15 protein-coding genes are annotated in these 16,120 nt (G+C 44.3%); 11 read left to right on the forward strand and 4 right to left on the reverse strand.

Annotated features, from left to right (window positions below):
• Positions 1-59: 59 nt before the first annotated feature.
• Positions 60-779, reverse strand: a complete 720-nt coding sequence (rutB, locus tag AC5JPT_RS05745; RefSeq protein WP_493852179.1) for a pyrimidine utilization protein B — start codon at positions 777-779, stop codon at positions 60-62.
• Positions 780-793: 14 nt separating this feature from the next.
• Entirely contained in the window at positions 794-1,897 is a 1,104-nt protein-coding gene (gene rutA, locus AC5JPT_RS05750; RefSeq protein ID WP_493857425.1) for a pyrimidine utilization protein A, read from the reverse strand.
• Positions 1,898-2,370: 473 nt separating this feature from the next.
• Here rutA and AC5JPT_RS05755 point away from each other — a divergent pair, with 473 nt between their 5' ends.
• Positions 2,371-3,006 carry a TetR family transcriptional regulator C-terminal domain-containing protein gene (locus AC5JPT_RS05755; protein WP_493857426.1) on the forward strand — a complete coding sequence of 212 codons (636 nt, stop codon included), beginning with the start codon at positions 2,371-2,373 and terminating at the stop codon, positions 3,004-3,006.
• 185 nt (positions 3,007-3,191) lie between these two features.
• Here the strand turns inward: AC5JPT_RS05755 and AC5JPT_RS05760 are convergent, their stop codons facing one another.
• A complete protein-coding gene (locus AC5JPT_RS05760; RefSeq protein ID WP_493857427.1) occupies positions 3,192-4,061 on the reverse strand; it encodes an alpha/beta fold hydrolase in 870 nt (289 codons plus the stop codon).
• Positions 4,062-4,068: 7 nt separating this feature from the next.
• Complete coding sequence (locus AC5JPT_RS05765; protein WP_493857428.1) at positions 4,069-4,860, reverse strand: class II aldolase/adducin family protein; 792 nt, start codon at positions 4,858-4,860, stop codon at positions 4,069-4,071.
• 85 nt (positions 4,861-4,945) lie between these two features.
• Between AC5JPT_RS05765 and AC5JPT_RS05770 the strand changes: the two genes are divergently transcribed.
• The 10 genes from AC5JPT_RS05770 (at position 4,946) to AC5JPT_RS05815 (ending at position 16,115) form a co-directional block, all read left to right on the forward strand.
• Positions 4,946-5,635: a Crp/Fnr family transcriptional regulator gene (locus AC5JPT_RS05770; protein ID WP_493852184.1), complete on the forward strand. Its 690-nt coding sequence runs from the start codon at positions 4,946-4,948 to the stop codon at positions 5,633-5,635.
• A 173-nt stretch (positions 5,636-5,808) separates the two neighbouring features.
• A complete protein-coding gene (locus AC5JPT_RS05775) occupies positions 5,809-7,497 on the forward strand; it encodes a phosphoethanolamine transferase (protein ID WP_493857429.1) in 1,689 nt (562 codons plus the stop codon).
• Between the two features lie 55 nt (positions 7,498-7,552).
• Positions 7,553-8,233 carry a response regulator transcription factor gene (locus AC5JPT_RS05780; protein WP_493857430.1) on the forward strand — a complete coding sequence of 227 codons (681 nt, stop codon included), beginning with the start codon at positions 7,553-7,555 and terminating at the stop codon, positions 8,231-8,233.
• Between the two features lie 94 nt (positions 8,234-8,327).
• On the forward strand, positions 8,328-9,689 hold the full coding sequence (locus tag AC5JPT_RS05785) for a sensor histidine kinase (protein WP_493857431.1): 1,362 nt from the start codon (positions 8,328-8,330) through the stop codon (positions 9,687-9,689).
• Between the two features lie 222 nt (positions 9,690-9,911).
• Complete coding sequence (locus tag AC5JPT_RS05790; RefSeq protein WP_493858434.1) at positions 9,912-10,373, forward strand: diacylglycerol kinase; 462 nt, start codon at positions 9,912-9,914, stop codon at positions 10,371-10,373.
• Between the two features lie 211 nt (positions 10,374-10,584).
• Entirely contained in the window at positions 10,585-11,319 is a 735-nt protein-coding gene (locus tag AC5JPT_RS05795; RefSeq protein ID WP_493857432.1) for a PAP2 family lipid A phosphatase, read from the forward strand.
• A gap of 181 nt (positions 11,320-11,500) precedes the next feature.
• Positions 11,501-12,112 (forward strand): YceI family protein, encoded by a 612-nt coding sequence (locus AC5JPT_RS05800; RefSeq protein WP_493857433.1) that lies wholly within the window; start codon positions 11,501-11,503, stop codon positions 12,110-12,112.
• A gap of 111 nt (positions 12,113-12,223) precedes the next feature.
• Complete coding sequence (locus AC5JPT_RS05805) at positions 12,224-13,648, forward strand: c-type cytochrome (RefSeq protein WP_493857434.1); 1,425 nt, start codon at positions 12,224-12,226, stop codon at positions 13,646-13,648.
• A gap of 94 nt (positions 13,649-13,742) precedes the next feature.
• Positions 13,743-15,362, forward strand: a complete 1,620-nt coding sequence (locus AC5JPT_RS05810) for a flavin monoamine oxidase family protein (protein WP_493857435.1) — start codon at positions 13,743-13,745, stop codon at positions 15,360-15,362.
• A gap of 72 nt (positions 15,363-15,434) precedes the next feature.
• A complete protein-coding gene (locus AC5JPT_RS05815; RefSeq protein ID WP_493853959.1) occupies positions 15,435-16,115 on the forward strand; it encodes a c-type cytochrome in 681 nt (226 codons plus the stop codon).
• Positions 16,116-16,120 lie beyond the last annotated feature (5 nt).

Here is a 16,120-nt window from a genome sequence, read left to right on the forward strand (position 1 = left end):
AAGTTAGATTAAGTATGAAACGCTTGGTTTAGATTGCTAAAAACTGGCTAGGTAAAACGTTAGCTATCTGAAAAGCACTGCTGCATGCTGGCAACATCAGACACCCAACCAAAAAATGTTTTTACGTTATATACTGTGGCCTCATGAGCCTCTACTGGTCCTGCCTGATAACAAGCGTCATCTAACAACACCCCAAAATACTCAAGGAAAAACCCATCTCGAAGCGTAGATTCAACGCAGACGTTGGTTGCTATACCAGTGAGTAATAAGTTACGTATGCCACGTGATCGCAATACGCTGTCGAAGTTGGTGTTTGCAAAGCCGCTATATCGAGGCTTGTCTATAACGATGTCTTGAGGCGCAGGGCTCAGCTCGTCGACCAATTCGTAATCCCAGCCCCCTTTTGCTAATAACGTTCCCTCAAGCTCGGAGTTTTTACGCATGGTTTTTAGGGCGTTTGATTTGTGATAATTAGGCGATCCACTACCACCCGCCTCTACATATTTATTGTCCCAGCCATTTCTGAAGTAAATGACTTGTATGCCAGCTTGGTGCGCAATATCCACCGCTTGCTTGATTTTATCGATGACGGGTTTGGTTGCTGTGACATCGAACCCAGCCAAATCTAGATAACCGCCTTGGCTGGCATAAGCGTTTTGCATATCCACGACGATCAATGCCGTCTGTGAGGGGTCTAACTTGATAGGTTCAGGCAACGACTCTAAGACAGGAGAGGATTCCTTGGTAAAGTCTGCACAAATGGTATTAACCGAATTCATATCCACTCCTTTTATTAGGCTTCGCTGACAGCTTGGCTGGCAACTGGGGTATCGATATTGATGCGGCTCTTCATAAGGGGCTGAATCTTACTGCCAAAATCCTCAACACCTTGTACGAAGTCATCAAAAGTAAGTAAGACGCCATCAGTACCTTGTATCTCACCAACTTCGTCTAACATGCTGGCTACGTTTTCAAAAGAGCCGACCAGCGTACCCATATTGATATTGACTGGCGAAACGCTTGAGGCCATATGGCGAATATTGGTATCTTTGCCTGAGGTTTTGTCTTTACCGCCCTGTGACTGCAGCCAATCAATGGCTTCAAAATCCGCACCATCGTTGTACGATTGCCATTTTGCCTGCGCCTTTTCATCGGTCTCATCTGCAATAACCATAAAGAGCACATAGGTCGGAACATTACGGCCCGTCTTATCCGTGTGTACCTTTAATCGGTCATTGATACCAGCATAAGCGGTAGGTGTGTTTAGACCTTTACCAAAAACAAAGTTGTAATCAGCATGTTTTGCAGAAAACGCTAACCCTGTATCTGATTGACCCGCACAGATAATCTTCATATCCGCTTTTGGAATGGGCTTCACTTGACAGTCATTCATTTGAAAAAACTCACCCTTCAAATCAGATTGGCCTGTCGCCCACAGATCTCTTAAAATTTGGACATATTCAGATAGGTAGTCATAGCGCTTACCAAAATAATCGTCGCCTGGCCACATTCCCATTTGTCCATATTCTGCTTCTTGCCAGCCAGTCACGACATTCAATCCAAAACGTCCGTTTGAGATGCTATCAAGCGTCGATGCCATTCTCGCTACGATTGCGGGCGGCATGACTAACGTTGCTGATGTGGCATAGATTTTTATTTTGGACGTGACTGCCGCAAGCCCTGCCATCAAAGTAAAGCTTTCGAGGTTATAATCCCAAAACTCAGTCTCCCCGCCAAAGCCGCGTAGCTTGATCATTGAGAGCGCAAAATCAAAACCATAGTGCTCAGCACGCTGCACAATTTGCTTATTAAGCTCAAATGTTGGCTTGTACTGCGGCGCGTTTTTTGAAATTAACCAGCCATTGTTGCCAATCGGACAAAAAATACCTATTTCCATGAGGTCACCTATAAATTTCGAGAAGAAAGAAGATAGCTATAAAAGAAATAAAAATTCTTTTATGTTTTTTTATATAGCAAAACCTATGCCATATTTTTTTATTTATATTTATCAATAACTTATGTAATTTTATCCATAAATTTTTTAGACCATATGGTTTAAAAAAATGCATAGTGATAGTGCACCCTGTTATAAAACGGTGCAGTTTGTTATAAAATAGTGCAGAAACACTTGAAAAGTGAATTTTGATGGTAATCTGAATGGGGTGAGATTAATTAACGGTAAATAGGACACTCGTAAGGTCGATTTCTATAATCAACAGCCTTATAGACGAATAGGATATTCATCGCTGATAAGAGCGATATGTGGGCCAATAAGTGGCGCTTATCCCCGAGGGCTTCGCTCCTTTTTTAAATTCAATCAACGATCATCTACAATTCGATTTATGCAACTCTATAATGAAGGACATGACAGTGAAAGACAGCGTGCTAAAAGAAGAGACGGAAACAAGCTCAAAAGTACTAAAGAAAAAAGCGCATATTATCAATGCTGCATTGATTGTCTTTTCGCAAGAAGGACTAAATGGCGCGCGAATGGAGAGGATTGCTGAAGAAGCTGATATTTCTAAATCGAATATATTTTATTACTTCAAAAACAAAGAGGTTCTTTATATTGCTGCTCTAGAAACGGTACTCAGTGAGTGGTTGTCCCCTTTAAGCAATATCAACATCAACCAAGATCCAAAAGATGCACTAAAAACTTATATTGAAGAAAAATACAAGATTTCAAAGAAATCACCTGCAGCATCGAGACTATATGCATTAGAGATCATGCAAGGAGCACCTCACTTAATGGGGGTGCTGAAGGGACCTTTAAGATATTTGGTTCGAGAAAAGGTGGCAGTGATTGATGGGTGGATTGCAGATGAGAAAATTAAATCTGTTTCTGCTATTCATTTGATTTTTCATATTTGGGCAGTTACCCAGCACTACTCTGATTTTTCTACCCAAATTGAAGCGGTCTGTAGTCATAGCTTAAGAAACAAAAAATTCGCTAATGAGGCATTAAGTACGAGTATTCAACTGCTCGTAGACAGTTTGATTCCGTGATTGCGAGCAGATCATTTAACAGCAGTAATGAATCAAATCAGATTTAGAGATTTTTTGTACTTTTAACTCATACTTACCATACATAAGAAGCGCAGGGCATCATGTGATGACCTGCGCTTTTTGACAGTAATACTGTGTGACAAATACAACTGCTACTTAGACCACAGTGTTTTTAAATAGTATTTTTAAACAGAGTCTCTAAACTGTAGATAGGCATTGGTTATCGCCCCAGCATCCTCGATCTGCGGATAATGACCCAACACAGGCATTTCGGTGACATTAGCATTTGGAATCAACGTACGGTAATGATCCATCATGTGCTGACCTGATATCGGATCTTTAGCGCCAGCGATCAATTTAACCGGTATCGTACTCTTTATAATGGCACCTACCCAGCGCTCACGATATTGCTTACGCTGCGGCATATAGTTGATGAGTTTGTGCATCACTGCTAAACCCTCATTGTGAGTTAGTAGCTGCCATAAAGTATCGATGACATCCGGTGTAGGTGGCGTGCTGGGCCCAAAGACACGCTGCAGACTGCTCGCAAACTTCTGCTTAGTGATCAGTTTGGATACCAAAGGACCTACTGGCGAGATCAATAGTTTTTGAATTAGGATAGGTTTGTGCGTTTCAGGGAACAGACCACCGTTTAAAAAGCAAACGCTACCAATATAGAACTCATTATCGGTATGTACTTGCCTTGATAGCAGTTCTTGAGCCACGGTATCGCCATAGTCATGCGCCAATATATGATAGTCACTGACGCCGCATTGGCGCAAAACAGCCTGACAAATATCAGCTTGCTCACTGATTAAGTAGCGAGCATTCTTTGGTTTATCTGACAACCCAAACCCTAGCATGTCGAGTGTGATGACATAGTAGCGCTCAGTGAGCGCATCCCACATCCCTTCCCAATCCCAACTTGCACTAGGGTAACCATGAATCAGTAGCAATGCAGGCGCGCTTTTGTCCCCTGCATGCCGTATAAAAATCTGCTGACCATCAACAGTCAAATACTCTCCCTGTCGTTGCCATTCGTCCAAGGTCATCATTACTGGCTTACTCCTCAAATGATGGGTCAGTGCGACGTAGTTTTCTTAACAGTGCAGGCCATGCGATATCACCATTTGCGCCTCTCGTGACTTCCTCGGATGCCGCTTGAATACCTGCCAATATTTGAGCTGGTATCGGTGTCAATGCACCGCCCCCGCTCTGCGCTTTTATCTGAATCTCGCAAGCGCGTTGCATGATATACATATACAAAAACGCATTGGCCACGGTATCGGCACACGTCAGCAGACCATGATTACGTAAAATCATAAAGTGAGCGTCACCTAAATCAGCGACCAAACGAATTTTTTCTTCTGGGTTGAGCGCGACGCCTTCGTAGCCGTGGTACGCTAGATTAGACAAAGGAAATAGCGATTGTTGGGAGATGGGTAATAAGCCTTGCTCTTGTGCAGATACGGCAACACCGTCGTTTGTGTGCAAATGAATCACGCAGTGGGCATCGTCACGAGCTTCGTGCACCGCACTATGGATGATAAACCCTGCTGGATTGACATCGAATTCTGATGGCGCTAATTTTTCGCCAGCTTTGTTTACTTTGACTAGGCTAGAAGCGGTAATCTCTTCAAATAACATTCCGTACGGATTGATCAAGAATTCGTCTTCAGTACCCGGAACGCGGGCTGAGATATGCGTGAATACCAAATCATCCCAGCCATAAGAGGCAATGATGCGATAACAAGCTGCAAGATTGACGCGCATCTCCCACTCTTGCTCGCTCATGTTTTGGTGTACACTCGAGGTTGAATGCGTTTGTGTGGTGGTGTCCATAGCTGTTTGCATTGTATAGTCCTTTACAATTGTAGATATCCTGAAACATCACTCTACACTATTTTGTAACCCCAAATCTGTCAAAAACATTACACTTATGAATATCACTCATCATCTAGATAATGACCCTTGGTTTACTCACTTGCCAGCCGAAATCCAAACACAACTGGCACATAGCGCTGTGCTCAAAACGTATCAAAAAAACCAGATGATTCATGCGGTTGGTGATAATGATGATGCGGCCTTACACTTAGTTCTAGGAGGGACGATCAGGGTCTGTAATGTAAGCGCTAGCGGAAACGCCATGACCCTTACCCATCTGTCTAGTGGCGATTGGTTTGGTGAGATATCTATCATCGATGACAACCCTCGTACCCATGATGCGTGGACTACAAACAAGGTTACTTTACTGTCCATCCCTAGAAAAGCAGTGATCCACACCGCTGAGCAGCACCCAATTTTATACAAGCATCTCGCGCTCATTACCTGCGGGCGGATACGTAGAGCCTTTGACTGGATTGATAATGCGACCTCGCTAAATACATCCGCAAGACTAGCTAGTATGCTCATCGGGCTGATTGGCACTTATGGCAAGCAGGTAGGCGCTGATATAAAAATAGATCTACGCTTGTCGCAAGAGGAGCTTGGCTTCATGCTCGGCACCACCCGACAAACCATCAATAAGATCATCCAATCGTGGCAAAAACAGACCATTATCAATATGCACTATGGCTTTATTACCATAAAGAACAAGCCCCAGCTAATGGCTATGATGAACCCAGAATAATTTGAGTATGCTATAGCATCTATCAGTGAACGTCTTAACACACGTCTAAACGAACCATTCAACCTCTCTTCTATTGGCATAAGTATCAGAGATACCACCTTAACACCTTCTTAACAGCCCGTTTGGTATGGTAAGGAATGACGTTTCCTACCATTTTGTTGAGAAGTTCTTGTATGTCAATACCTCAAGCCGTCAAAATAAATACGCCCACAGCTCGTGGAAAAACCCATTTCCTAAGTCAGCTATATCATCGTGAAGTCAATCTCAGTTATCTTCTGATTACCACTGCCTTGTATTTGGTCGCGACTGCTAATACTGGATTTTTCGAGCAGGTGCTAAATGTCTATCCATTTAGCAAAAACATAGGTTTTATACTGTCTATTACGGGTGTGCTATTTGGACTGATGTGGCTGGTATTACAGCTGCTTTGCTGTCGCCAGATTGCCAAGCCAGTGTTGATAACGCTGCTGATTACTGCCGCCATCTGTGGTTATTTTACTGATGCTTACAGAACGATATTTGACACCAATATGCTAATCAATAGCATGGAGACCGATCAAGCAGAAGCGATGGGATTGTTCACACCCAGTCTGGTGATTCGAGTGCTGATATTGGGGGTGTTGCCAGCGTTTATTATTAGCAAAATTCGCTTAAAGCGCTTTACCTGGCAACTCAGCATTCTACAAAAAACAGTTACGCTGATATTATCTATCGCAGTCATCGCCGCTTGTCTCTTACCCTTTGGTGATCAGTACGCCAGCTTCTTTCGTCAGCATAAAGAAGTGCGCTCTTATGCCAACCCGATTACGCCTATTTACTCAATGTTAAAACTTGGCGAAAACTATATCAAGGAGTTGCGCCGTCCTGATACTTTCACGCTGCATGCGACAGATGCAAGGCGATTAACCCCTGACAACAGCATTGCAAAACCCAAACTGATGGTGTTTGTGGTTGGCGAAACTGCTCGAGCGGATCACTTTGGTTTAAATGGCTATACACGCAACACCACGCCGCTGCTCTCAAAGCAATCAAACCTTTATAGTTTTAAAAACGCGGTCTCTTGCGGCACATCGACCGCCTATTCCGTACCCTGTATGTTCAGTTATACCAATCGAGAAAACTACGACGTAGATACCGCTAAGTATAACGAAAACGTACTCGATACACTCAGCAAGCAAGGGATCAATGTCGTGTGGCGAGACAATAACTCTAGCTCTAAAGGTGTGGCTGATCGTGTGACTTTTGAGGACTACAAGACGGCTGATACCAATCCAAATTGTGATATTGAATGCCGAGATATTGGTATGCTTGATGGTTTTGATACACTGGTTAAGTCAGGCAGCTCACAGAAAGAGATGCCTAAAGACACGCTTATTTTGTTGCACCAAATGGGCAATCATGGCCCTGCTTATTACCAGCGTTATCCTAAAGAATTTGAAACCTATAGACCTGTCTGTATGACCAATGAGCTGTCGAAATGTGATGCCCAGTCTGTAATAAATGGCTATGATAACGCCATTCGCTACACTGATTATTTCTTGAATAACGTGATTGATACCTTAAAACCTTATGAACAAGATTATGATGTCGTCATGGTCTATATGAGTGACCATGGAGAAAGTTTGGGTGAAAATAATATTTACTTGCATGGTCTGCCTTATACATTTGCACCAGATACCCAAAAACATGTTCCTGCGGTAATTTGGTCACCGGACAGTAATAACATCGATGCAGATAGTCTCTCTAGTATGAGCAGTCAGCCGGTGTCACATGATTTTATTACGCCGACGTTGCTGAGCTTTTTTGGCATTACAACCAATGAGGTCAAAGGTGCACCAACCTTTTTTAACGTGCATCACTAACCTGTTTTTATATTGCGTTATCCTTTAAGCAACCACTATTTCTTAGGTCAGCATTATGTATAAGATACTCGTTATTGAAGACAATCCCGATATTGTCGCCAACATTTATGCGTTTTTTGAGCCCAAAGGCTTTGAGCTGGACAACGCACATCACGGCTATAGTGGGCTCACACTCGCCTCAAGCAATCATTATGACGTGATATTGCTCGATGTGATGCTACCAGGTATGAATGGCACGCAATTATGCAAAAAGCTCAGAGAAGAATTGCACGACAAGACACCAGTGCTGATGCTCACTGCGCGCGATACGCTTTTAGATAAAGTAGCAGGATTTGATAGCGGCGCTGATGATTATTTGGTCAAGCCTTTTTCGTTGATTGAGCTAGAATGTCGTATAAAAGCGCTCATACGTCGTCATGAGGATGATCATTTTGTACACAGTATCGCCGTGGGTGCGCTATTATTGAATAACAGCGAGCATACTATTATACGCGAAGGAAAATCCATTAGGCTCACACCAACTGGATTTAAAATACTGCATATCCTAATGAGTGCCGCACCAAGAGTCGTCAGCAAATACGAGATTGAAGAAAAAGTATGGGGGCAAGACATCCCAAGTAGTGATGCGCTACGCACCCATATGCATAGCGTGCGAGCGCAGGTCGATAAACCATTCGATAAACCTATGATTATCACCCTGCCTGGTGTAGGTTATCAGGTGATAGATCCCACTTAACTTCGAAAGCGCTCGTGCTCATTGAAGATATATCTTGTGCCACAAACCCTTACCCCCTATCGTTACTATACCGCTTTACTATATAAGTGCCTCTATGCTCAACATACACTCAATCGCCAATAAGTTTCGCTTCTCTTATTTTATATTTGCCTTACTACTATGCAGCGCTTTTGTCAGCATTTTTTTGTATGCAGAAAGCAGAATAGAGCGAGAATTGGTCAAAGCACGTCTATTGCAACAGCTGGAGATGAGTCAAGAAAAACATGGCGATCAGCCTATTTATACGGCTGACCCAGGCATTAAAATCTACCGCTATGATTATGCACCAGTCAGTCTGCAAGCCTCTGCGAATGACACCGTGCAAGAAACTGACGTTACTCTTAATAAAAGCATTGTTAACAAAGGCACTGATCAGAAGCGCACCCATCTACACTTTTTTGCGTATGAGCAAGGCGATCAAGCATATATTTTGACCTACATAGAAGGGGTTGAGATAGTGATGAGTCACTACCCTGTGTTAGAAATCTTTGAAAACTTAGAAGATATTTTTGCGGACACGCTCAAAGTGGCCGTAATACTGAGTTTACTTATCGCAGCTATATTCTCTCATCTGTCCTCCAAACAGATCATCAAGCCCCTACTCGATCTAAAACAAGCGGTTGAGAGCGATCATAAAAACTTAACGGAACTCACGCACTTGCCTTCTGAAGTCGGGGTGTTGGCGCGAGCGATCGATGAAAAAAACCAAAAACTCGAGCAATATCTAAAACGCGAGCAACTGTTTACAGGGGATGTCAGTCACGAGCTGCGCACGCCTTTGACCATCATTATGGGTGCCTCTGAGGTGCTAGCGTCGCAATTCCCAACAGACAGCCATCTAACCGAGTTTACCAATCGTATTGGTGATACCGCGCATGAGACTTCTGAGACTATCACAGCCTTGCTCTTACTCTCGCGCGCGCCTGAAAAGCTGAATGCACCGCAAACATCCATCAATAGCATTGTCTTAGCCGAGGTGCAGCGATTGACCTATTTGCTACGCTACAAGACTGTCACGTGTCAGGTAATCGCTGAGCAAGAATATAGTGCCTATGTGCGTCCTGAGCTATTAAAAATGGCATTGGGTAATTTGATAAAAAATGCGTTTCAGTATACCGATGATGGCGAAGTCACCATCACTATCGATGACGAAAAAATCATGGTCACTGATACGGGTCTTGGTATTCCTGAGGCGATGATGCCTCTACTCTACGAGCGATTTGAGCGATTGACTCATGACTATCAAGACGAGGGTAAAAGCACAGCCTTGTCACCGGAGCATGATATCAATCAAAAGGTTGAAGGCTCAGGTTTGGGGCTAAGCATTGTACAACGCATCATGTCTCATATGGGCTGGCAGCTGACCCATCAAGCCAATCATTCAGGCGGTAGCACTTTTAGTATTTATTACAAGTAGCACATGTTATAGCGCCAAAAAATCTCATCTAAAAAATACGCTCTTCTCTATTTAATGTTCATTACCACGTATCCTAGCCTCTTTATAGTCTCTTAACACTTTCTTAATCTCTCTCGTTTTATACTCAAGCTATATCGACTTTACCTGACTGTTTTTTTGGTCGTGCAAAGCCGAGAGTGCACCTTGATATTAATAGATCATTAAGAATTCTATATGAATAAAATTACTCCTATTAATCTTGAAAACAAGCCAGCCGAGCATTGCTCTATCAATCAGGTAGCACATCACAGTGCGCTCACGCCTAATAGCTTTGCAGAGAGCGCAAAAGGCAAAACGGGCTTTTATCGCATTGTAAAAGCTGCTGGCTATTCAATAGACGGCTTTAAAGCAGCTTACAAATTTGAGGCGGCTTTTAGACAAGTCGTGTGGCTCAATATTGCCCTATTTACTGCTGTCATTATTGTGCCTTTTTCAATTGGTATAAAAATGATGCTGGTAGTTGCTTCTTTTTTATCTTTGATTGTTGAGCTGCTAAACACGGGTATCGAAGCGTGCGTCGACCATACATCGACAGCCAAACACCCACTTGCCAAGATAGCAAAAGATGTCGGCTCGGCGGCGCAGTTCTTGTCGCTGTGTCTTTTAGCTACTTTATGGACAATGGCATTATCAGTCTTATGTTAATAAAGCATGATAAATACCTAGATAGCAGCACTGTAGATCGCAAAACATATGCCACATGAGACATCAATAACCAGACGAAACATCATTAAATAGTCATGCTGCAATCTATCATTATCTGACATACGTTACAGAGGTATCTATGACTGTAGAAGACCACTCAACAGCCTGGCTCTGGCTAAAATTACTGTGCGTAACCATCATTGCTACAATAATGTTTGAACATAGCCAGTTGGACCTACGCATCAGTGAGCTATTTTATAACAATGGACACTGGCTACTAGAAAAGGGCGCGCAGCCTTATGCTTTTATCTTTTATGATTTACCCAAAGCTCTATTAATTCTACTGGCAGTCTACCTCATAGTAGTGCTAATCATTAAGTATAGACAGCCTTTGCCCGACCTTGCCTCGCAGTATCGCCATAAGTTCGATAGATTTCTGCTACCGCTACCCGTTCGGGAGATTGGCTACTTACTGATTATAATGGTAATTGTACCGGCTACCATTGCCACGCTCAAAGGCTTTACCCATGTGAGCTGTCCAAACGACTTGGTTTCATTTAACGGTGATCTGCCCTACCTCAACCTGTGGCAAAACATCGTGGCTGCGACTCCTGCCAGATGTTTCCCAGCGGCTCACGCCAGCGCAGGGTTTTCTTTATATGGATTGGCGTTTTTACCATCGTTATACACATACCGTGACCGAATATTTACGATAGTGACGGGACTAGGTTGGACGATGGGACTGTATAAGATGCTCTTTGGCGACCATTTCTTTAGTCATACCTTAGTCTCGATGCTGCTATCGCTGACCATAGCCTGTGCGCTCGCTACTCTATTGTTTAGAGACACTATCATCAATAGCGTCAGTAGCGTCAGTAGCGCCAAAGGTAGCAATAGCAAACATGCTGATAGACGTCTGACTACTCTCGAAATACCGAACAACTAAAATAAATCTTTGGCTTTAAGTATAAGCGGATATAACCTCTATATATTTATCAAAATAATATGACTCATTATCTAAAAATACTGTATAAATAATGAAGAGCAATTGGTTTGTCACTGTTTAGCGCTATGGATAGTGCTTTTTGATGACATGCTTTATATATTACCCACAAAGGAATGTAGCCATGCGCTTCTTATGCATTGGACAAAAAATCCCGCATGTCTACTATTTATCGATTGTGCCATTACTGCTTGTCAGTACCATAAGTGACAGTCATGCCGCTACTTACTCTATTAATCCCACCAGTACGCACATAAAGTTTGCCATTGAACACTTCAAAAGCGCTGCCACCGCTGGCGGATTTTATAATATTAGCGGTCAACTACAATATGATCCAGATTTAAGAGCTGGCGACATCTCATTAATCATACCGATAGACTCTCTAAATACGGGCAATACCTCTTTTAATAAAAGCTTAACAGGCCCTGATTTCTTTGATGCAAAAATGCATCCTTCAGCGCGCTTTAAATCAACAAAATGGTACTTTAATAAGGCTAAGAAACCACAGGTAACACGAGTAGATGGCCAGCTTACATTGCATGGTGAGACGCATCCTATTAGCCTGACGGCCACCAAGTTTGAATGTGGCACAAGTGTTGGTTTCAAACAGGAAATTTGCGGTGGTAACTTTACCGCGATGATTGATCGCACAAAGTGGCATATAAACAAATTTGCATGGTTTGGACTGACCAAAAACCTAAAGTTAAATATCAAAGTGGAAGCGGCCAGACAGTAGCTGTTTCAATGCTACGACAGTCCCTTTTGAAAGTATCGGCTTTTATTGCTTTGCTTAATTTTAATAGAGATGACTAGTAACTATCAGGCATTTTGCTAGAAGGGAATATAGATGAGTTATAAGGATATTATAAAGACGCTTTGTAGAGCTATGCCAGTTGCGTCATTTTCTGCAGTAGTGGCATTAACATCAGGGCTGAGCGTACTTGCTACCGCTGCGATGGCAGAGACGGTCATTCTGCCGATGGACGCTTTACCTAGCAGAACAACCTTACCAAATGTCAGCCCAGCCAATAGTGGGCTTGCCAACCGCGGCGCTTACGTCGCCCGTACAGCAGACTGTATGGCCTGCCACCGTGAGGATTATAGTGGCGGCGTACCGATTGAGACGCCGATTGGCAATATCTATTCGACCAATATCACACCTTCTAAGAAATACGGTATCGGCAATTATACCGAGGCTGATTTCAAAAAGGCTTTGCGAAAAGGTCGTGCGCCAAATCATCAGATTTATCCTGCGATGCCCTATCCGTCCTATCATGGCATGACAGATGACGACATCAGTGCCTTGTTTGCTTATTTTCAGACCGTCCCTGTGGTAGACAATCCCCCTGAAAAAACCACGCACCTGCCTTTTCCATTAAATATCCGTAGCTTGATGCTGGCATGGAATGTCATCAACGTACCCTCTACCGAAAATCGCTCAGGGCTGACGACAACCCAGCAACGCGGTGAATATCTGGTCAATAATCTAGAACATTGTGGCACCTGTCATACGCCGCGCAATCTAACCCAAGGCCTCGATAAAGACCGCTACTTATCTGGTGCGCCACTCGGTAAATGGTTTGCACCAAATATCACCCCTGACAACGATACAGGTATCGGGCGTTGGAGCGAAATGGACATCGTGACTTACCTGCGTACAGGAACGCTTGATAAGCGCGCTTATGCGGGTGGACCGATGGCAGAAGCCGTGGCACATAGCACGCGCTATCTCACTGATGAAGATCTGATCGCGATGGCGTCTTATCTAAAAGTTGTCCCAGCCATTAAGACCGATGACTATCTCATACCTATCAATGTGTCTCGCCTACCGCAGCCAGCCAGCAACTCCATTACTTATGACTTATTAGAGCAAAAAGACTATCTGGCGCAGGCTAAAACGAATACTGTCAGCAGTGCCAACAATAGCGGCAGCAATAATAACTTGGGCAGCAACGCGCCAAAAGACTTATATCTAGCACATTGTGCCAGCTGTCACGGCGTGGACGGTTACGCTCAGCCTGATGCCCGTTATGCATCCATCGTTGGCCTGAGTAGTATTCGCCGCGTAAAGCCTGATGCACTCGTTGGCGTGATTGCCTTTGGGGCAAAAGGTGCCTTTAATACAGCACCGAAGATGCCAGGGTTTTCAAAAGATTTAAGCCCTGCACAGATTGCGAGCATCACGAACTATGTGCGCGTCACCTTTGGTGGTCTACCCAAAAACGATGTTAGCGCCGCCGACGTCACACGTGTGATAAAAGCAAAAAGCTAGCCCTAAGAATTGGCATTAGAAACAACTATAAAAAATGTACTTTAATCTTTGCCCTTTATCATATGGCAAAGACCAGCACGATAAGGATAAACCCATGAATGACCTGCTCCAATCTCCCACACGGCGACAACTACTCTCAATGATCGGCAAGACGGCAGGCGCGACCGCGATGTATCAAGCGATGACCACGTTGGGGTTTGCATCCGAGTCGAGCTTTAAAGAAGAGATGAATCTGAAAGGCGCACCAGCTGACGCCAGTATCGTGATATTAGGTGCAGGATTGGGCGGGCTGACTGCGGCCTATGAGCTACGCAAAGCGGGCTACAAAGTGACCGTGCTGGAGTACCAAAATCGGGGCGGCGGACGTAGTTGGACGCTCAATAGCGGTGATAAATATACAGAGCTGGGCGGTGCTGAGGTCACCTGCGACTTTAAAAAAGGCAATTACTTTAATGGTGGCCCATGGCGATTGCCAATTCATCACTACGCGGTTTTTCATTACTGCAAAAAGTTTGGCGTCGCATTGCAGCCCTTTATCCAAACCAATGACCGTGCTTATCTACATCGTACCAATCACTTCAACGGTGCGCCGCAGCGCTTGGGTGAAGTGCAAAACGATATCCGTGGTTATGTGTCAGAATTATTATCCAAAGCCGTTAATAAAGGCAGTCTCGATAGTACGGTTGATAAAGAGGACAAAGAAAAACTACTCGAAGGGCTAAAGGGTTGGGGTGTTCTGGATAATAACTATCGCTATGTCAAAAACCATGAAACGGGTAAGCATCGCGGCTATAGTGTGTATCCGGGTGGCGGCTTGATGCCAGATGCCAAGCCATCAACGCCGATACCAATGGATAAGCTACTAGACTCAGGCATGTGGTCAGACATTTATAGCAACTATACCGTGCATGTTCATCAACCAACCATGTTTCAGCCTGTCGGCGGTATGGGGAAAATCGGTGATGCGTTCACGCGTGAGTGCCGAGATATGATTACTTTTAATGCCAAAGTCACCAAAATCAATCAAGACGAGACGGGCGTCAGCGTCGAATATGTCGATAGCGATAGCGATAGCGATAGCGATAGCCCTAATAGTGCTGCCAAAACCGTGCGAGCAGATTGGTGCATTTGTACGATTCCGTTGTCCATACTGACTCAAATTGACATCAATGTGGCCGCACCCATGAAGCAAGCCATGGCAGCTGTCCCTTATGACAGCTCGTATAAAGTCGGTTTAGAATTCAAACGGCGCTTTTGGGAAGAAGATGAATGGATCTATGGTGGCATCACTTATACTGATCTGCCGATTACCCAAATCTCCTACCCTTCACAAGATATGTTTAGCACAGGCTCAGGTGTGTTGCTTGGCGCTTATGGATTTGGCGAGACTTCGTATAAGTTTAACTCCTTGACGCCCAAAGAGCGTATCAACGCGGCGCTCGCCTATGGCAAACAGATTCATCCGCAATATACCAAGGAGTTCCGCTCGGGCACATCCGTCGCATGGCACCGTATCCCTTGGTCGCTTGGCTGTTATGGTATCTGGAGCGAGTCGAGTCGTGAGCAGTATTACGAGACCCTCTGCGAGATTGATCACCGCATCGTACTGGCAGGTGAGCATTGTTCGCACATTCCTGCGTGGCAAGAAGGCGCGATATTATCTGGTATGGATGCCGCCAAACGCTTGCATCAAAAGGCCAAGAAACTTGGCTAAACTACTTTGTATAACCAGTCTGGCGCTGAATTAAGGATGATAACAATGAGACTAGGCACATTAGGGACAATCATGAATATAATGACAGCAAACCCGACAAAATCGTCTAGCTCAGGCAAGGCCGTAATAAAGCTCATAGTTGGCGGGTCGATCGCGTTGCTAACATTGTCAGGCTGTAGTCAGAATAGAACACAAGATGTAGCCACTATCGCCAATCCACAGACGACGCCTGTGATATCTAACAGCAGTTTTGACAATCAGGCCAGTCGCAATCAAGGCGCATGGGGCGGCGTATACATGTCCAAAAGTGAGTTGGCTGAACCCACTAGTAATATCGTCGATGTGCGCTCGATACCCAAAATGAGCGATGATGCCAGCATGCAGCAGTGGCTCGCCAAGTTTGAAGGCAGCACACAAGGTAAAACGGGATTTGCTACAACCAACGGTAAGAAACTCTATGACGACTCTTGTGCAGGTTGTCATATGCAAAAAGGTGACGGCGCGCAAGGCGCTGGTTACTATCCGCCACTGACCAATAACAGTAAGATGGAGTCAAAGTACTATATTATTGGCGTAATCATTAACGGCCTGCGCGGTATGCCGTCGTTTCACAGCATGATGAATGATGCGCAAATAGCTGCCGTCACACAATACGTGCATAGCGATCTCAATAACTTCACGGATACGGTCACAACGGATAATGTCGCACAATTACGCCATGACTTTCCACCAGGATCGGACCCGAGTGAGTAAGCAAC

Source organism: Psychrobacter sp. H26 (genome assembly GCF_059073035.1).